This is a genomic window from Limosilactobacillus urinaemulieris, assembly GCF_932750685.1.
GTDB classification, from domain to species: domain Bacteria; phylum Bacillota; class Bacilli; order Lactobacillales; family Lactobacillaceae; genus Limosilactobacillus; species Limosilactobacillus urinaemulieris.
On the sequence record NZ_CAKOBX010000005.1, the window covers coordinates 87,968 to 107,292 of the forward strand.

General features: G+C 39.6%; 19 protein-coding genes. 5 read left to right on the plus strand and 14 right to left on the minus strand.

Annotation, left to right across the window (positions count from 1 at the left end; translation table 11 throughout):
* Positions 1 to 32: 32 nt before the first annotated feature.
* Together MR181_RS04880 and MR181_RS04885 are read right to left on the minus strand one after the other, a co-directional pair.
* Positions 33 to 2,231 carry an ATP-dependent Clp protease ATP-binding subunit gene (locus MR181_RS04880; protein WP_277956492.1) on the minus strand — a complete coding sequence of 733 codons (2,199 nt, stop codon included), beginning with the start codon at positions 2,229 to 2,231 and terminating at the stop codon, positions 33 to 35.
* 103 nt (positions 2,232 to 2,334) lie between these two features.
* Entirely contained in the window at positions 2,335 to 2,556 is a 222-nt protein-coding gene (locus MR181_RS04885) for a transcriptional regulator (RefSeq protein ID WP_102168518.1), read from the minus strand.
* 428 nt (positions 2,557 to 2,984) lie between these two features.
* Between MR181_RS04885 and MR181_RS04890 the strand changes: the two genes are divergently transcribed.
* The 5 genes from MR181_RS04890 to MR181_RS04910 all read left to right on the plus strand — a co-directional run bounded on the left by MR181_RS04890 (position 2,985) and on the right by MR181_RS04910 (position 6,754).
* Positions 2,985 to 3,410 (plus strand): OsmC family protein, encoded by a 426-nt coding sequence (locus MR181_RS04890; protein ID WP_191910976.1) that lies wholly within the window; start codon positions 2,985 to 2,987, stop codon positions 3,408 to 3,410.
* 12 nt (positions 3,411 to 3,422) lie between these two features.
* Positions 3,423 to 3,881, plus strand: coding sequence for an NUDIX hydrolase (locus tag MR181_RS04895; protein WP_191910975.1), 459 nt, complete (start codon positions 3,423 to 3,425; stop codon positions 3,879 to 3,881).
* A 156-nt stretch (positions 3,882 to 4,037) separates the two neighbouring features.
* A complete protein-coding gene (cls, locus tag MR181_RS04900) occupies positions 4,038 to 5,528 on the plus strand; it encodes a cardiolipin synthase (protein ID WP_242335558.1) in 1,491 nt (496 codons plus the stop codon).
* 18 nt (positions 5,529 to 5,546) lie between these two features.
* On the plus strand, positions 5,547 to 5,891 hold the full coding sequence (locus MR181_RS04905; protein WP_242335561.1) for a hypothetical protein: 345 nt from the start codon (positions 5,547 to 5,549) through the stop codon (positions 5,889 to 5,891).
* The gene (locus tag MR181_RS04910) at positions 5,888 to 6,754 is read left to right on the plus strand and encodes a DUF4097 family beta strand repeat-containing protein (RefSeq protein WP_242335565.1); all 867 of its coding nucleotides are present in this window, start codon (positions 5,888 to 5,890) and stop codon (positions 6,752 to 6,754) included. Before MR181_RS04905 ends, MR181_RS04910 begins: the two co-directional genes overlap by 4 nt.
* Positions 6,755 to 6,864: 110 nt before the next feature.
* On the opposite strand, the gene MR181_RS04915 is transcribed toward MR181_RS04910, so the two are convergent.
* From MR181_RS04915 to walK, 12 genes are all read right to left on the minus strand, one after another.
* Positions 6,865 to 8,037 carry an iron-containing alcohol dehydrogenase gene (locus MR181_RS04915; protein ID WP_242335568.1) on the minus strand — a complete coding sequence of 391 codons (1,173 nt, stop codon included), beginning with the start codon at positions 8,035 to 8,037 and terminating at the stop codon, positions 6,865 to 6,867.
* 140 nt (positions 8,038 to 8,177) lie between these two features.
* Positions 8,178 to 8,726, minus strand: a complete 549-nt coding sequence (locus MR181_RS04920; protein ID WP_242335570.1) for an NADPH-dependent FMN reductase — start codon at positions 8,724 to 8,726, stop codon at positions 8,178 to 8,180.
* Between the two features lie 103 nt (positions 8,727 to 8,829).
* Positions 8,830 to 10,203, minus strand: coding sequence for a mucin-binding protein (locus MR181_RS04925; protein WP_242335573.1), 1,374 nt, complete (start codon positions 10,201 to 10,203; stop codon positions 8,830 to 8,832).
* 59 nt (positions 10,204 to 10,262) lie between these two features.
* Positions 10,263 to 10,805, minus strand: coding sequence for a mucin-binding protein (locus MR181_RS04930; protein WP_242335576.1), 543 nt, complete (start codon positions 10,803 to 10,805; stop codon positions 10,263 to 10,265).
* A gap of 127 nt (positions 10,806 to 10,932) precedes the next feature.
* Positions 10,933 to 11,346 carry a YSIRK-type signal peptide-containing protein gene (locus MR181_RS04935; RefSeq protein ID WP_242335579.1) on the minus strand — a complete coding sequence of 138 codons (414 nt, stop codon included), beginning with the start codon at positions 11,344 to 11,346 and terminating at the stop codon, positions 10,933 to 10,935.
* 263 nt (positions 11,347 to 11,609) lie between these two features.
* A complete protein-coding gene (gene rlmH, locus MR181_RS04940) occupies positions 11,610 to 12,089 on the minus strand; it encodes a 23S rRNA (pseudouridine(1915)-N(3))-methyltransferase RlmH (RefSeq protein ID WP_191910995.1) in 480 nt (159 codons plus the stop codon).
* Between the two features lie 455 nt (positions 12,090 to 12,544).
* The gene (locus MR181_RS04945) at positions 12,545 to 13,042 is read right to left on the minus strand and encodes a phosphatidylglycerophosphatase A family protein (protein ID WP_191910968.1); all 498 of its coding nucleotides are present in this window, start codon (positions 13,040 to 13,042) and stop codon (positions 12,545 to 12,547) included.
* A gap of 128 nt (positions 13,043 to 13,170) precedes the next feature.
* Positions 13,171 to 14,412 carry a S1C family serine protease gene (locus tag MR181_RS04950; protein ID WP_191910967.1) on the minus strand — a complete coding sequence of 414 codons (1,242 nt, stop codon included), beginning with the start codon at positions 14,410 to 14,412 and terminating at the stop codon, positions 13,171 to 13,173.
* Between the two features lie 91 nt (positions 14,413 to 14,503).
* The gene (locus MR181_RS04955; RefSeq protein WP_242335582.1) at positions 14,504 to 15,310 is read right to left on the minus strand and encodes an MBL fold metallo-hydrolase; all 807 of its coding nucleotides are present in this window, start codon (positions 15,308 to 15,310) and stop codon (positions 14,504 to 14,506) included.
* 14 nt (positions 15,311 to 15,324) lie between these two features.
* Positions 15,325 to 16,167 carry a two-component system regulatory protein YycI gene (locus MR181_RS04960; RefSeq protein ID WP_191910965.1) on the minus strand — a complete coding sequence of 281 codons (843 nt, stop codon included), beginning with the start codon at positions 16,165 to 16,167 and terminating at the stop codon, positions 15,325 to 15,327.
* A gap of 14 nt (positions 16,168 to 16,181) precedes the next feature.
* Positions 16,182 to 17,474, minus strand: a complete 1,293-nt coding sequence (locus MR181_RS04965) for a YycH family regulatory protein (RefSeq protein ID WP_242335586.1) — start codon at positions 17,472 to 17,474, stop codon at positions 16,182 to 16,184.
* On the minus strand, positions 17,452 to 19,320 hold the full coding sequence (gene walK, locus MR181_RS04970) for a cell wall metabolism sensor histidine kinase WalK (protein ID WP_191910963.1): 1,869 nt from the start codon (positions 19,318 to 19,320) through the stop codon (positions 17,452 to 17,454). The genes MR181_RS04965 and walK overlap by 23 nt, the downstream gene beginning before the upstream one ends.
* Between the last annotated feature and the right edge of the window lie 5 nt (positions 19,321 to 19,325).

A 19,325-nucleotide genomic window follows, 5' to 3' on the forward strand; every position in this document is an offset into this window, starting at 1 on the left:
CCCTACCTTTTTTCTTTATTAAGGCCTAATGACTACTTGTCGTCTTCAGCTTTTTTATCGTTATCTTCGCCTTTGTCAGCTTTTTCTGACTTGTATTGGTCACTGTCATCCTTGGCAGCATCCTTAGCATCAACGATTACTAACTTACCATCTTTCATTTCAGCAACCAAGTGCTTTGCATCAAGGTGGTCAAGGTAGTAATCAGTTACCTTGTCACGAATTTCACGTTCGATAACCCGACGAAGTGGACGAGCACCCATTGCTTCATCATAACCTTCATCAATAAGGTATTGCTTTGCAGTTGGGGTAACCTTAACGTCCATTCCCTTCTTAGCCAAGGTCTTATTAACGTCAGCTAACATCAAGTCAACAATCTTCTTCAAGTCTTCCTTAGTTAAACTGTGGAATTCAACAATTGCGTTGAACCGGTTCAAGAATTCTGGACGGAAGTAATTAGTTAACTTCTTAATCAAGTCTTCTTCATCGTTGTCGTTACCTAACTTAACTGGAGCATCATTGGAGTATCCAGCGTTTGAGGTTGCGATAATTACCGTGTTCTTGAAGTCGATCGTGTTTCCTTGACCATCAGTTAAGCGACCATCATCAAGAACTTGGAGCAAGAGGGTAATAACTTGCGGGTTAGCCTTTTCAATTTCATCCAACAAGATGATTGAGTAAGGGTGACGACGAACTTTTTCAGTTAAGGTATTGCCGTTGTCATCATAACCAACATAACCAGCAGTTGCACCGATTAGCTTCGAAACAGCTGTCCGGTCTGAGTATTCTGACATATCCAAACGAATAATATCATTCTTGCTACCAAACATATCAAGAGCTAATTGCTTTGCAAGTTCAGTCTTACCAACACCAGTAGGACCAACGAAGAGGAAACTACCAATTGGTGAGTCGCCTTCATCAAATCCGGCACGGTTACGACGAATAGCTCTAGCTACTGCTTCAACAGCCTTATCTTGACCAATGACTTTGCCTTCTAGCCGCTTGTCCATGTCCTTCAACCGTTCAACATCACTAGCACCAATCTTAGAAACTGGAATACCAGTCATTTGTTCTACCGCGTTAGCAACATCTTCAGGGGTTGCAGTAACCTTGTCGTTTTCGGAGCCTTCCTTTAATTGCTTCTCAAGATCAGCAATCTTCTCCTTAGCGGCTTGAGCAGTCTTGTAATCTTCCTTCTTGGCTGCTTCCTTTTGCTTCTTCTTTTCGTTTTCGATGTCCTTTTCAATTTGCTTTGCATCGTGTGCTGGATGCTTAGCAGCTAAGTGAGCAGCAGTCATATCTACCAAGTCAATTGCCTTGTCAGGTAATGATCGTTGTGGCATGTATTGAACTGAGTAGTCAACTGCAGCTTGAAGTACATCATCTGGTAACTTAACGTTGTGGTGACGTTCGTACAAGTCACGAATTCCCTTTAGAATAGCGATTGTATCAGCCTTGCTTGGAGCGTTAACTGTTACTGGGTTAAACCGCCGTGCCAAAGCTGCATCCTTCATGATTGTGTTTCGGTATTCATCCTGAGTAGTTGCACCAATTACGGTAATTTCACCCCGTGATAATGCAGGCTTCATGATATCAGACATACCCTTAGAGCCATCAGCATCACCAGCAGAACCAGCGCCGATGATTTGGTGAATCTCATCGAAGAAGAGGATAATATTTCCAGCCTTCTTAACTTCATCAATCAACTTTTGCATATTCTCTTCGAAACTACCACGGTATTGAGTACCAGCTTCAAGACTAGAAACATCAATACTAATAATTTCCTTGTCCTTAATGGCTGCCGGAACATCACCAGATACAATTGCTTGAGCAAGTCCTTCTACAACAGCAGTCTTACCAACACCAGCATCACCAACTAATACTGGGTTATTCTTAGTCCGCCGACTTAAAATTTCAGCAGTTTCTTGAATTTCTTTATTCCGTCCAATAACTGGATCAAGTTCGTGACGACGAGCTTCTTCAGTTAGGTTCCGTCCTAACTTATACAAGATGCTTTCCTTACCTTCATTAGGTTGTGGACCTGGTTGTTGTGGAGCAGCTCCACCAGGTAACTTTCCAGTCTGACGATATTGAGCAAATTCTTCAGGAGTAACTTCTCTACCATTAATGAGGTAGCGGCGGTTATCAGAATTAAGACCATTCATTCCACCCATTAATTGGTTAAAAATGTCGTTCATGTCTCCGTCAAATGGGTTCATTGGATTTTGTGCCATAAGTACATTCCTCCCTTAATTTCCTTTAATCAAATTAATAAAAAATTTATTGTTATGTTTATTATAGGTGCTTTCATATCTCGAAGCTAATATAACGCATTATCTATGTTAAATAGTGTTCCTCTAATTCTTTCAGGACCTCCCACATATGTTTATGCTGTGCCTGAGCTAAAGCATCCAAATCCCTTAAATTCAGTGGCGTTGCGCTCGACTGTGGCTTATTAAAGGATTTATGTAAAGTGGTGTAACCGTATCCGGAACGTTTTGATACCTGATAAATCGTTAAGTTATGGACTTCCAAGTACTGTTTAATATTAATCCGCATATCTTCACTTCCTTTACACTAATAATTATATCACATTTGTGGTATAACACAAGTGTAGAGTATCAAAAAATTCAAAAAAATATTTAAAAGTTATTGACTTTGATTAAAAATGAATTAGAATATTAGTAATCTCTTAATCAATTGAGGAATGAATAATTTAGTATCCTTGTAATCCCTTTTCTTTTGTGTGCTAACATTCCATTCCCGGATGTTCCCCAAGCGTCTGGGAATTACTACTTTACTCATTCCAATTCAGTAAAAGGATCATGCTACTTTGACATGATCCTTTTATTTTTTTATGAGAATTTGCTAAGGAACAGCCATTAATTTGGCTAGGCATTTTTATTGCGTACCATCACCGATTCAGGCATACTTGAAACAGTTGGATAAAAGTTTAGATTGCTACCAAATAAAGGGAGGATAAGCAAATGAGTACATTTAAAGTAAAAGCCACAAAAACTACTACTGGAATGCAGGTATCTGCTGGAACACGAGGATTTGAAATTACCTTTGATGAACCAAATAGTACTAATACAGGAATGAATCCTGTAGAAATTCTCTTAACTTCTTTTGGTGCTTGTACTGCAATTACAGCCCAAGCCTTAGCGGACAAGCGGAATTTCGACTTACAAGCTTTCTGGATCGACATTGACGGTGATCTCGACCGCGAAGATGTCGCTCCTGGAGAAAGTCGACGGAAATTTACTGAAATTCGCTTTACACCTCATCTTCGTTCGGACGAATCTGACGAAGATATTAAGCAGTTTCTTGCCGATGTCGAAAAGAAATGTCCAGTAAGGAACACCCTTGAATTTGGTACGAAATTTGTTGCCAATAATTTTGTACGGGAATAAGGTGCTAGGATAATGCCATACATTAAAAAGATCCGGAGCATGGTTGGTCATGAGCCCTTAATCATGACCAGTGCTTCAGGAGCATTACTTAACCACGATCAGCAAGTTCTTCTTCAAGCACGTGCCGATACTGGCGATTGGGGATTCCCCGGTGGTTATATGGAATACGGTGAGTCGTTTAGTGACACTGTGAAACGAGAATTCAAAGAAGATGCTGGTTTTGAAATTACTCCCGTGAAGTTGTTAAAACTTCAGGATCAAGATTTTTATACCTATCCAAACGGTGATCAAGTTCAACCAGTTAATGCCTTCTACCTCGTTAAATTGGCTACTCAAAAGCACTTTAATACTAAGCCCGACGAAACTGTTAAAGTTCAGTATTTTGATCTTACAAAAGAACCACCCAAGTTCTTCAATGATCAACATGCTGAAATGTGGCAGCTGATTAAAAATTATGTCGAACAATTATAGAAATTACTAGATAAGTCATCCTCGTACTCTGTTTAATCCAGAATGCGAGGATGACTTATTTTTCTTCATTTTGCTCCCCATCTCATTAGCTTACCCTCAGCGTTAATTATGCTAGAATAGTTTTATTATGTAGTAAGAGCAATAAGGAGAGAAATTATGATTTGGACCTGGGACATTATCCGGCGCATCATTGAAGTACTATGGCTAATTAACATTGGATTTGCTATCTGGACCGTTTTTCGGAGTAGGCGAGATATTGCTGCTACTTGGGCATGGTTGCTAGTCCTATCTGTATTTCCCATAGTTGGCTTTATTCTTTACATGTTCGTTGGTCGTCAACTATCACATGATGATATTTTTACAATTCAAGAAGAACAAGCTAAATATCAAAACTCTTTCCTCAAGAAACAACATCAACTACTAGAAAAACACGAGTTATTACCGCAAAGCAACCAAAAACCCCGGGCACGAATGCTTGCCAATTTAAACCTTAATAATGACGAGGCGCTCTTAACCTTTGATAATCGTGTTGAAGTCTTTACTGACGGTCATGCTAAGTTCGAACAACTAATTGACGATATCAACCACGCCAAAAAAATAGTTGATGTTGAGTACTATACTTTTTATGCTGATCACCTTGGCAAACGAATACTTGACGCATTAATTCGTGCTGCTAAACGAGGGGTCAAGGTTCGTGTCCTCTATGATGCTAGTGGCTCTCGTGGAACCAAGCCATCGTTTTTTGAACCACTAGAAGCTCTCGGCGGTGAAGCTCAAGCATTTATTTCAAGTTCATCTAAGTGGTATACCTCTCCACGACTTAACTATCACCTCCACCGAAAATTAGTGATTATTGATCACAGGATCGGCTACATTGGTGGTTTTAATATTGGTGATCAGTATCTTGGCGATAGTCCTAAATTTGGTTACTGGCGTGATACTCACCTAAGAGTGGTTGGTCAAGCTTCAGTCATGATGGAGATTCGTTTTGCAATGGATTGGAACACTACCTGCCGCAAAACCCATAAGCCAAAGTTTTCTATTGATGATGAACTCAAGAACTTCACTATTAAGCATCCCCAATCAGTCGATCCAAATGAAGTCCCGATGCAAATCGTCTCCTCTGGTCCAGATAACCAAAATTACGCAATTCGGCGAGGGTACGAGGGAATTATCGCCACTGCACGAAAATATGTTTATATCCAATCTCCTTACTTAATCCCAGAAGATTCAATTCTTGAAGCATTAATCATTGCTGCCAAAAGTGGTGTCGATGTTCGAATTATGGTCCCATGCATGCCTGACCATCCCTTTGTCTACCGAATGACCGAGTACTATGCTAAGTATCTTGTTCAAAACGGTGTTAAGGTTTACCGCTATGATAACGGCTTTATCCACGCTAAGACAATGGTTAGTGGTTCCAACATTGCATCTGTCGGTTCAGCTAACCAGGACTACCGAAGCTATAAGCTTAATTTTGAAGTAAATGCTTTTACCTATAATTCACAGCTCTCCAGTGAACTTAAAAAGATTTTTGAAGATGACCTGCTTAACTGTACACCGATGACAGAAGAGTACTTTGCAAAACAATCACGGTGGCTAAAGTTTAAGCAACAATTCTCTCACCTTCTAGCACCAATTTTCTAATTTACGGGAGGAATTAAAATGAACACGGAAAATGCCAAGCGCATTAAAGATGTTCTGATTGCAATTCTAATAATCGTTGGTGTACTAGCAATTCTTCCAGCAATTTCTATTGCAATCATAACTATCCTTTCTTTCCTCATTACCGGCTTTTCGTTCGCTAACATTGCGCTTGTTGAAATGATGGGGTACTGGTCAAGCAATATCTGGACAAGTTTCTTCTATTTTGGGTTATTAGTTATAGAGCTTGGCCTTCTGATTATTATTATTCCTATTCTTGTCTGGGTCATTAAATGGCTAATCAAAGCAATAAAATGGGTAATCAGTGCTATTAAAAAGCGATTGGGAGGCAGTAATAAACAATGAAACGCGCATTTAAGTGGGGAAGCATTATTATTGTTTGCGGATTAATCATTTCTGGAATCGCTTATTTAGGTCATAAACAACCATTCGATCCAATGACCCCAATTGAAGAATCAACAGCTAATCATGATGTTCTTACCCGAAAGTCATTTAATAAAATTAAGGTTACTGCTAGTTCAGCTGACGTAATTATTAAGCAGGGAAACCACTTTACCGTTTCCTATTACGGAAATAAAAGTCATGCAGTTCATGCTCAAGTTAAAGATGGTGTCCTAAAAATCTCCCAGACACCAGTTACCCATTCGAAATTGGCTAAATTTCAGTTACTTAACAATACTGATGAAGACCGTTGCATTGTTACTATTCCCCAAAAGGCAGATCTTACTAACATAGAGGGGCACGTCAATAATGAGCTCCTGCTTAATCGAATTCTTGCCAAAAAAATTAATTTAGAGAGTAATGGTGGCAATATTAACGTTCTTAATTGCGAGTTTGATCAGGGGGAAATTACCACTACCAGCGGGGATATTTCTATTCGGAACTCGGCACTTATCAACACAAAGCTTACTTCAACTAGTGGCGACATTAACTTAAATAAGGTTTCATTAACCAAGGGAACCTCTTCGCTAACATCTGGTGACTTTAATGGTCGACGATTAACTGTTATCGGTCATTATTCGGTTACTAACCAAAGTGGGGATAATTCGATTACTAAATCGACCATTGACGGTGCGAAACTTACTACCAAGAGTGGTAACAATAAGTTAAAGCGGAAACATCGTAGCGGTGGTTCACTCGAACAACATACCACTGAACCAAACGTCATTTATCTCAAAAATGTCAGTGGTAATAACATTATTAAATAACGTTCCATATGAAACAGATAGTAAAATGGCTTCAAAATTCGGTCTTACCGAACTCTGAAGCCATTTTTAGGAGTTGTTTAAGTTTTTAGTTGTGTTATCTTACCTAATTATTAGTAGATACCATCATAAGCCTTTTGGTAAAGGTCAATTATTTCTTGCTTAGTACCCTTCCGTGGGTTGGAGAATGCATTACCATCCTTCAATGCGTTTTCAGCCATCAATGGGAAGTCTTCTGGCTTAGCACCAATTTCCTTAATTGATGCTGGAATACCAACAGCCTTGCACATTTCTTTCATTCCGTCAATTGACTTTTGAGCAGCTTGCATGGTAGTTAAACCAGTTGTATCGTAACCCATAATTTCAGCTAATTCTGCAAACCGTTCTGGGCAAGCAATAATGTTGTACTCTTCAACGGTAGTAAGCAATAATGCACAGCAAACACCGTGTGGAGCATCATATTGACCACCAAGTTGGTGAGCCATTGCGTGAACATAACCTAAGTTAGCGTTGTTAAATGCCATTCCGGCAAGCATTTCTGCTTCAACCATCTTTGTCCGTGCTTCAATGTTATGACCATTAGCAACTGCTTCAGGCAATGCAGTTTGGATTAATTGAATTGCTTCCTTACATTGACTGTCAGTAATTGGGTTGTGATCAACTGAAACGTATGGTTCGATTGCTTGGACAAAGGCATCACAACCAGTAGCAGCGGTAACTGATTGAGGAACATCCAGCATCAGCATTGGATCATTAAATGATACCAATGGAATGTTACGCCATGAAACAACAACGAACTTCAAGTGATCCTTTTCATTAGTAATAACCGCGTGACGGGTTAATTCTGAACCAGTTCCGGCAGTAGTATTAACAGCCATTAGTGGTGGTAGTGGTTTCTTTAAGGTTTCAATTCCGGCTAGCTTAGTGATATCGTCACCGTTAGTCAAAATAATTCCGATTCCCTTACCACAGTCGTGAGCTGATCCACCACCAACAGTGATGATTGAGTCACAACCTTCATCTTCGTACATCTTCTTACCAGCCTTGATGTTCCGAATCTTTGGGTTAGGTTCTACACCAGTGAAGACAGCGTAGTCGACACCAGCTTTTTCTAATGATGCTAGAGTTTGTTTAACTGGTCCATTATCGATCGCAGCCAAGTTATCTTGGGTAACAACCAGTACCTTATGCATCCCCAGCATCTTAGCACGATCACCAATCTTTTCAATTACACCTGGGCCAAAGAAATTAACACTAGGCATCAGAAAGTCAAATTGTCTATTCATTGCAATAGCCTCCTTAGATTGATTGTATGCACTTACATTATGAATCATTGTGAAGATCATTGCAAATTAGAATTGCCTAATAACAATGAGAATATAGACATATCACCTCATTTGTTTTATTACAAGAATTTTGGGCTTATTTATTCCGCCTTTTTTGTTAAATCCTTTTCAAATTCTGCCCGTAATAATTGAGCAACCGGATCATAAGTATGGAGAATTCGATCAACCTCCGCAACTGAATCGGATGGGCTAATCTTTAATTGCGGGTTAATTGCCAATTGTTTCATGTGAAACCCGGTAATCACTAGTCGCATTGCTATCTGTGCTTGAGCTCCACCGTGAGCGCCAAACGTTACTAAACTGACTGGCTTATTCTTCCACTCGTTTGCCAAGTAGTCAAGTGCATTCTTGAGCACTGCTGGGTAGCCCCAATTATATTGCGGGAAGACAAAGATTAGGCCATCATAACTCGATATCAAGTTACTCCATTCACGTGTATAGCTATGTTCATACTGACCGAGTGCCGGAATTTTACTTTCATCTAAAAATGGTAAGTCGATTGCTCTTAAGTCAATTTCATTAAATTCCAGCTTTGTGCTTACCGCTAATTGTTTCTGTAACCAATCAGCAACTTGCTTGCTCCGCCGACCAGGACGTGTACTACCAACAACTATTCCAACCTTTTTCATTGAAATCACTCCCATCAATTGTCTTCGCCTCCATCATAACTATATTTAGCCTTTAAAACAAAAGAATGGGGCTGGAAAGTTAATTCCTAGCCCTATTCTTTTACTATTCAGTCTTTCCCTTCTTTTTCACTAAGCCAAATGCTAGTAATTGGAGAAAGAGGGTTACCAAGACGAGCATTGTTCCAGTAATTAGTCCGGAACTCTGCTTTTCGCCAGTTTGTGGTAACTGCTGGTTATTCTGACTTGTCTTTTTAGCATTATTCTCAACTTCTTTTACGTCAGCTTGTTCAACTATTGTTGCGGAAGTTAACTGAACAGTTGCTGTCGCTGCTGCTTTTGCCGCATTAGTAGTTGCAGAAGCTGAATTTTCGTTCCCTTGCTGACCGGAGTTGCCTGGACCAGTTAGCTCGTCGGATCCTGCTGGCTTGTCTGAGTCTACTGGTCCATCTGAAGTGTCTGGCTGCTCAGGACTAACCGGTTTATCTGGATCCATCGGCTTATCAGGAGTAATTGGTTTGTCCGGTTCTACTGGTGTGTTCGGTTCTGTTGGCTTTTCATTTTGCTTGTAGCTAATTTCTACCAACACATTCTCAGTATTAACATCCGGTGTTACGGCTTCCACCTTTTCCTGACTTGGTGTGTAACCATCAATCTTTTCTGGGATAAATTCAGCCCATGTTCCATTCCCATCAACAACTTGCCATTCAGTTTCACTAATAATTTCACCGTTTACTGGGTGCTTAGTAGTATGTTTAACAAATGTTACGGTTCCATCCGGCATTGTAACCTTAATCACCCGGTTAACCGTTTTAGTATCAGCATCAACTTGGTGGGCAAGGTAGTTAACGTGGTGGATCTGATCCTCTGTTTCCCCATTAACTTCCATCAGCGCAATCTTTTCAATGTCTGGAATATGTCCCTCAACCATTGGCACAATAAACTCTGCAAAGTGAGCCCTTGTCCAATCGCCGTACTCGTTTTCACCCGTTTGTAAATTTGTTCTTACTTCGCGAGTTACCGTTACTGAGTGTTTAATTGGTTCAACCGTCCCGTTCGGGTGATGGAGGTAGATTACCCGATTAATTACCTTTTCTTCAGTTGTAATTGAGTACGCTGCCTCATAACGAACTTCAACTTCAAAGTCCTTAGTTTCAGGGTTAACTACTACATTCGGAATATATTCTACACCTGGTTTGTAACCATCAATCTCTTCCGGTGAATAGCTACTAAGCATCTTTCCTGGTTGATCCCATTCGCCATAAACGACTTCCCCATTCGCCTTCGTAGTCACTTGCCGAGTAAACGTTACTGTTTGGCGAATATATTTGATACTACCATCTGGTAAGATTAGTTTGATTGTCCGTGCGACATCACGAGTCCCCGTTGTTACTTCATTTTGAGGGTACCTAATTTCTTCAACCCAACTATTAGTTCCTGGCTTAACTGTAACTTGACTGAGCTTTGTCCGGTCTGGCATTACCCCGTCAACTTCTCCTGCCTGGTAACTATCAAATGAATCTTTATCCGTGGTCCACTCTATGTTGTCTCATTTGTCCACGGGTTAGTAATAATATCACGATTAAACACTACCGTCTGCACAATTTCTCTTGTTGTTCCATCTGGTAAGTACAGAATAATCGTCCGGGTGACCGTGTTTGTTTCTGTCCTGACTTCATTTTTCTTCATCATGACATCGAGCGTTACCGTATCAGAATCACTATTCACTGTTGTTCCCTTAACCACTGATTGGTTAGCTGAAAAACCATCTTTAGGAACAACCGTGTAGTCCTGGAACGTTAGACTTGGTTGCCAGTCTTGAACAACAACATATTGGTTGGTGTACTTGTCATACCTTACAACCCTGGTAAACGTCACTACTTGGTGGTTGAGGATTTCCTTATTAGTCCCATAGTGACCATAGATAATCTGCTCAACATCTTTACTTTCTGTCTTTTCTTCAATAATGTGCCTTACGTAGACTGAGATACTTTGTAAAGGTTCACCAGTCACTTCAAATTCTTGAGGTTGATTACCCACGATTTCTAATCCTGCAGGCAGGTAATTAAGAATTTCATCCATCGTGATTTTATCGCCCGGATTTTTTCCAGGGATATAAACATAGTCAGGAAGGACATTATTATAGTCATCTTGATCATGGAACTTAATTTCTACCCCATTCTGTTGTGGAATATCTGAAGCAGGGTCGCTAGTTGAGCCTACCGTCCCCCCCCATAATTTCTGGAGTAGCGCTGGTTACTGGTTGTGTACTAGGTGGCGTCTGATCTTGTACTGCACTTGCTGAGTTTGCCACCACTTGCGAAGTAACTTCACCCGAAACTGGTGTCGCTTCTGCTGTACTACTACTCGCTACCTCATCATTGTCCGATTGCCTCGCACTTTCATTCCCGGTAATTTCTACTGGTTGGGGCGTTGCTAGCTCCGTTTGAACCGCTTGTTCTCCTTGATTAACTGTTTCATCGGCCGAAGCACTACTCGCACCAAGGAAAGTTAATCCTAAAAGTACGGAAGCTACACCAATGCTTAATTTTCGAAGACCAAACCGCTGTTTTTGCGGTTGACCTTTGCGAATCATCATTTGTATATTTTTCTTTGATAACATGTGTTAATCCTCCTGTGAGTTAGTAATAAAAAGTAGCATTATTACAAAGTTACTTCCTATCTATCCGCACTATTTCATAGGGGGTTAAACCTATCTTTATCCGCTTTTAGATACATTATTGTAATATCCTTGTAATCTCTATGTAATATATTACTATAGCGTCATCACAAGGGAAATATTATTAAGTTGGATCATAATATTTCTTAAGGATTTGATCAAAGAAAGTTCACAAACGAAAGATTGATCGTTTGTGAACTTTATTATTATTTATGATAAGGTAGCCCATTAATAATGGTAAATGCCCGGTAAACTTGCTCAGTTAATACTAGCCGCATTAACTGGTGAGGCAGGGTAAAGCGACCAAATGAAATTTGAGTATTTGCACGTTTTAAAACTTCTGGACTAAGACCTAAAGAACCACCAATCACAAAGGTAATATCACTATGACCATACGTGGTTAATTGGTTAATCTCCTTAGCAAATTCTTCTGAAGTCCGTTCCTTTCCCTTTATTGCTAAAGCATAAACATATTCCTTATCCTTAATTTTCTCCAGAATTCGTTCGCCTTCCTTCGCCATTACTTCAGCCATTTCTGCTTGACTCAGTGACTCTGGTGCCTTTTCATCCGGAACTTCGACAATTTGGAATTTACAAAAACGCCCAAGTCGCTTTGAGTATTCCGCAATTCCTGCTTTAAAATACTTTTCTTTTAATTTACCAACACCAATAATTTTAATATTCAACTTATCCACCACTTTCAACATTTTATCCACAGAGTTATCCACAGGTAATTGATTATAGTTTCCTTTTTTCCGAATGTTCGGTAGAAAAATTAGTGTGAATGCGCTTACCGATTTTTTACTTATCCACAGTTATCAACAAAAACAACCGTTCGTTAGTAACGCTCAAACCGCCTGATATGACAACGATCTAATCTGGATGATTCTTAGTTAATCCACTTATCCACAACACAATCTCTCGCTTGTGGATAAGTTTTGCACACCTGTTAATGACCGTTATCAAAGCACTTTTACAATAGTAAAATAATTTCACGGATTTTTCCACTAACTTTTCCACAAGCTAATTCACAGCCAATTTTGGTTAAAAAATAACACGGATCGTGGTTCCTAAATCACGATCCGTGGTTAGCTGAATGTTTAACTAGCTGAATAGTTCTATCATTCGTTATTTCTTTAGGTTAAGCATACTTGTGAGCAATCTTTCCACAAACTGCTGCTACGATTGCTGAAAGCAGATCATCAATAAAAGTATTAACATGCAAATCCGATGTGTCGAACTTCTTCATGATTCCAGACTTAACCCGGTCAAAATAGCCAAAGTTTGTTGTTCCAATTGTTCCATAAATCGTTGCAATTTGAAGAGCGATTGTTTCGTCTACTCCAAATACTCCAGCATCATTTTTAATAATTGAAGCAAGTGGCTCATCGACTTGTCCTTCTTCTGTTAACCGATCTAATTCCAACATTACCATTGCGTTATTCATTAGTTCTCGCTTATGCATAACGTCAACAACAGCATCTTCACACTCTTTCAGTGTAACTTCAGGTTCATACTGACGCTGAGTTTCATAAACAATCTTTGCCAAATCTGATTGGGTTACCCCACGCTTTGCAAGCCGGTCTACTACAAAATCATAGGCCTTAGTATCAGGATACTTAAATTTAGGATTATTCATCGTCATTTCTCCCCACTTTTATTAATGGTTTTATTATAATGCAAATAACATTAGGGACAACCTACTTCAATTTTCAATAAAAAAGCAGGATGAAAACGAACCGTCTTTTCTCCTGCTTTATACTTAATTTATTTTGCCAGCTTCAATGTTGCTGTATGGGACTGACCATCACGGTAATAAGTTACCTTAGTCGTATCGCCAACTTTATACTTATATAGTGCTGACTTCAGTGAACTAGTATTAGTAATCTTAGTATCGCCAAGTTTGGTAATAACATCATACTGTTCAAGGCCCGCTGTTTGCGCATTTGAGCCACTCTGAACATCCATGATAACAACACCCTTAGTAATATTTGATGGTAATTTAAGAACCGACTGCTGCTGATCAGTTGTTACCCGACTTAAGTCAATCATACTAATCCCCAGTGACGGCCGAGAAATCTTACCGTCCTTAATTAACTGGTTAATAATCTTAACTACTTCGTTACTTGGAATAGCAAAGCCCATCCCCTCAACGGAAGAACCATCACTACTCCCGGCTAACTTCATTGAGTTAATCCCGATTACTTGACCAGCCATGTTAATTAACGGACCACCAGAATTACCTGAATTAATTGCTGCATCAGTTTGAATAACAGAAGTTAACGTCCCATCTGTACCACTCTTTAGCGTCCGACTCTTTGCAGAAATAATCCCCTTAGTCACGGTATTAGCATATTCACTACCCATTGGTGAACCAATTGCTAAGACGTCTTGACCAGCCGCAATTGAGTTTGAGTTTCCAAATTCAGCAACCGTTTTAACGTTAGCTGAGTTTATCTTTAAAACTGCTAAATCAGTCGCAGAATCTGAACCAACAAGACTAGCATTTACCTTGCGACCATTACTTAGAATTACTTGCAAAGCATTTGAGCCCTTAACAACATGGTTATTAGTAACAATATAGGCAGAATTACCGCTCTTCTTATAAATTACCCCGGATCCTTCGCTGGCTGTCTGGAGTTTACCAGAGTTTTGTGAACTATCTGAATTAGAAGAGTCACCGCTAGTTTGACCACCAAACATCCCCATAATTCCTTGATTGGATGACTGAACTTCCTGTTTATTAATAACACTTACAACAGCATCCTTTGTAGAATCATAAGCCTTCGTCGCTTGGTTGCTTAAGTTCGCTTTATTTTTATTTACTTTGGTTCCTCCAGACTTGTTTGATCCTGCAGGAACGTTCGTACTAGAAGTTTGAACATGATTTTCAATCACATTACCAATTCCTAGCGAAAGCCCGCCACCGATTAAACCAGCGACAAGGCCAACTCCAGCCACCTTTAGCCAAAATTTATTTTTGGTATCTCGCGGTTTTTGGTCACTCATCGAATAACTCCCCCAATCTCATAATTATCAAGTTCAATATATCGTTAAATTATGAAAAAAGCTTGAAATTTCATCTGTCTTTTGATGACTATTACACTGTTAAAAGTTTGCTTGGCTTATCTGGCTCTGCATCCACAAGTTGGAAATCATGGTTAACACCAAAATCATGTCTCTCCATCATTGTTGCCACGGTCAGGTGAGCTAACGAACGCATATTATTATGCTGACTCCGGTGACCTAAGAAGATGCGCTTAGTCCGCGAGCCAAGGACGTCCATCAATGCATCCGCTCCCTCTTCATTAGAAAGATGTCCCGTATCGCTTAGGATCCGTTGTTTTAACGGCCAAGAATATGGACCCATCCGTAGCATTTCCGTATCATGATTACACTCCATTAGGTAGGCATCTGCATTTCGAATCGTCCCCTCAACCCGGTCAGAAACATAACCAGTATCCGTAATGATACAAAAGGTCTTGTGATTATGGTGAACCTGATAGAATTGAGGTTCCGCTGCATCATGAGAAACAGCAAAACTTTCAACGTCAATGTCTCCTAGATCCTTAACACTATTTGGTGCAATAATATGCTTTTGTTCTAACGGAACTTTACCAATTTTATTGGCCATTGCATCCCAAGTTCCCTGGTTTGCATAGATATCCATTCCATAACGCCGGGCAAGCACTCCAACTCCATGACAGTGGTCGGTATGTTCATGCGTTACAAAAATAGCATCAACATCTGTTAGTGACCGATCAATCTTCGCCATTAAATTTTCGATTCGTTTGCCACTTAATCCGGCATCAATCAAGATTCGGTGCTCATTGGTTTCCAAGTAAGTTACATTCCCTGTACTCCCACTCGCTAAAATACTGTAACGTAATGGGTCCTGTTCTGTCACCTCAGATTACTCCTTTACTTCTGATTTAGTGCTTCAGTATTAACACTAGTAGTTGTATTTTTCATTATGGTACTGTTAAAAGCATTAATTGAGATTCGCTCAACTGCCCCCGAGTTCTTCGTTTTAATCTCCGCAACCCAGGTTGGAATATAAACATTCCGGTTGTTAGTATTTGTACTTAGTAATCTTGAATACCCTAACTGAACCCACCGAATTCGTGAATTATTTGGAATCTGATTATGTTTGTACAGCCAAACAACAGCTCGTTTTTGACTAATCGTGGCAGTCTCTGGGCGAAGAATCCGTACGCCCTCCAAAAAGGTCTGCGTATAGCTCGTTACTTCATGATTCGAATTTACTCGAAAGCGAATTTGTCCATCATTATTCATTACCGGCCGTCCTTCAACCATCTGTGTGTAAACAATTACCCGTTTTGTTGAAAGGTTTGGGTTGTATTGGTAATGCTTCCCTAATGCTATCTGATGGCTGTTATGAACTAGCTCATTTAACCGAACATTAGGTGTTTCAATATTGACGTTAATTGGATCATTAAATTCACTCGTCAAGGTATTGCTTGAAAAGTGTGTTTCTTGGTTATGAAGACGGGTTGATGCAGCATCTAACGCACCATCTTCAGTAGAACGGTAGCCTGAAAGGTAGTACCCTTTTTGCTGACCGCCATTTATTTTTCCATAACTAATCGAATCATCTTTCATTTCCTTCAAGATTACAGATGAGCGACTGCTTTGATTATTCGTTACGATGAAGCGGTTTTCAACCAATAATGAACTCGCAATAATTACATCAAAGAGCAAGAAAGCAAAGAAAAAGATCCATTGAATTCGTTTAAAGTCCATTTTCCAATGCCCCCTTACTTCTGTAATTCGGTGTAGTCAACCCACTGTCCATGATAGTCAACAAAGTAGGTTGGCGTTAATTTAACAGTACTGTTATCACTTGTATTTTCTTTCCAAAGGTAACCAACCCTGATTCCTTTAATATCCTTAAGCCGGTTACTTGCCCGAAGCTGCTTAAAGACCGTCGTCGTTGAAGGAAGACGAACCGGCTTATGGTTAATCGGCAATGGAACTTGAATGCTGTATAAACTCAACCAGGTTTTGTTCATTCCGTTAACCTTTGATGACATCCGAATATCACCATACCCAGCAGAGTTAAAAATTGGAAATCCTTCGACATAACTCCGGTAATTAATGGTCCGCTGGTGATCACTAATTCCATCATAGCGAAGATTATCCATTGGAATTCCGGTTTTAGCAATTCGATTAAAGAAATAACTATATAGCTGACTAGATTTTGGCACATCATCATGGCTTACGTAGTTCTCATAACGGACAGTACCATTTTGGTGATTATAAATTACCCGTTTATTTTCGCCATCACGATAAACAGTTGTGTTTCCCTTATGTTCAGTTGTAATTGAAGACTGCTTATTCGTACTAATAAGATTTTGACTTAAGGTATCAATATTTTGCGCTGTTACCTGGTAGCCAAAAACCGGTAACGTAAAACTCTTTGGGTAAAGAAGCATCGTTTGACCGTGAATGATCTTATGATCAACTTCTACCTTTGACGTCCCCCTAATTAAGGAAGTTAAACTACTATTTTTCTTTGCCTGACTAATCCGTGCCCGGTAGATTTTATAACCACGATCATTTAGTAAATAAATATTCCGTGGATTATTTAATGGAATTAAAATATGGTCAATCTGCTTAACCCGACTAGTATCAATCGACTGCGAAAAGGTTTCGTTAAAAATTGTTCCAGTAATACTATCTGGATAACTTACCATTAGCGAATTAGGCTGGTGAAGATAGCTAAGATAAACGTCGCTATTATCACTTTTTACCAAACTAGCACGTCCCAACTGATAACTACGTAATTGGTGTCGAATAGTCGTAATTAAGTTTTTCCGTGAGCTATATAGTAAAAATTGTTGCTGGTTAGCATCAACGTGTACTACTTGAGTCGGTAAATATAGATCACCGATTGACTGGGTTGTATTGAGGCTCCGTGAGTTCGAACTATCTCTTGTTCGCTCGTATTGTATAGGGTTAGACCAGATTGCAGCAGTTAAGAATAAACTAATTACTACTACAATGGTTAACGCAATGGCTAACCAATTAGTTTTGATCTTTTTGATCATCCCACTCGTCCCCCTCTTCATATGGTACGTATGGCAAGGAAATGTAGAAAGTTGAACCTTTACCTTCAACACTATCAACCCAAATCTGACCACCGAGCATGTTTACAACCTCTTTGGAGATGGCAAGGCCAAGCCCTGTACCTCCCTGTTTTCGGCTTCGTGCCTTATCAACCCGGAAGAAGCGGTCAAAGATATGGCCTAAATCCTTTCGTGGGATTCCAAGGCCCTGGTCAGAAATACTCATAATAACATGGTTGTGCGTTTCTAGTAACCGGGCAGTAATTACACCACCATCTGGAGAATACTTAATCGCATTATTCATGATATTATCAATAACTTGGGTAAACTTATCGGTATCAATTTCAACCCATAGATCCTTCTTGGTAAAGAAGCGTTCGATCGTGTACTTTTTCTTTTTCGGGTCCTCTTCCTTCTTAATAATCATATCGAACCGATTCAGAATATAGTTAAAAAGCTCATTAATATTAACGTACTCGAGGTTTAACTTTGTGGTACCGGCATCCATCCGTGAAAGGCTCAGTAGGTCGTTAATCATCCGAATCATTCGTTCAGTTTCATCCTGAACAACCTTTAAAAATTGGGGCGCAATTTCTTTATCTTGCCACGCACCGTCACTCAATGCTTCAACATAACTCTTAACACTGGTTAATGGCGTCCGTAATTCATGGGAAACATTAGAAACGAATTCTTTTCGCTCCTGTTCCTCTTTTTGCTGACTAGTAACGTCGTGAAGAACACAGACTAGTCCGCTAACAAATCCGGATTCTCGCTGAATTGGTGAGAAGTAAGCATTCAATATCAAATTACTTCCTGAATTTGACATATCAAGAATCATTTCTTTCTGTTCGCTATTAACAAGCTGCCGAACAGTATAATCGTGACGAATATCAAGAACATCAATAATTGATTTTCCGATTAGCTCATCTTCATGTTCTACCCCTAATAACTGGAGTGCCATATTGTTAACAATCGTTACGTTGCCTCGCCGGTCCGTTGCTAAAACACCATCAGACATGTGTGATAGAACGCTATCCAACCGCCGCCGCTCAGAATCACTTGACTCCTGTGCCTCTTCAACCCGAACTGAGAGGTTATTAACTGCCCCAGCTAATTGACCTAATTCATCGTTTCCCATTACCCGAACTTGCCCTGAAAAATCACCACGAGCAATTCGAAGAGTTTGTTTCCGCATTTCTTCAATCGGTCGAGTTATTTCCTGGGAAATAATAATTGCTAGCAATAGTCCGATTACGATCGTGATCAACGCTGCAGAAAGGTAAATTAAAGTGATGCTGTTAATATTTGAGTAAACACTCTCTAAGCTGGCACGAAGGTAGACAACCCCAACTACGTTATTATTACTGTTGTCTACTAACGGAATAATATTAACGTAGTAACGTGTATGGTTGCTATTATCATAGACGTTTTCGGTGTGAGAACGGTTATTAACCAGCGTTGCCTTTACCATTTGCTCGGTAGTTTTTTGACCAATCATATTTCGATTATCGAAATTACTGGTTCCGCGAACGACGCCTTGACTATCAATTACCCGAATTTCTGAGATATTGTTATTGTTAACTTCAGCCAAAATTTTCCGGATATTTTGATTAGCCTTCTTATGGTTAGTATTTACTAACTGTTCACTTAACGAATTATCCACGTAAGAAGGAAGCTCAATTGTTTGTTTAAACGTATTTAAATTCTGATGTTCCAATTGACGCACAAAAACCGCCCCAACGCATTCCAACGTTAACATTAACATTAACGCGAAAACGAGGGCGATTTTAAATTTGATTGACTGATAAAATTTTAATTTGCTGTTCACAACTG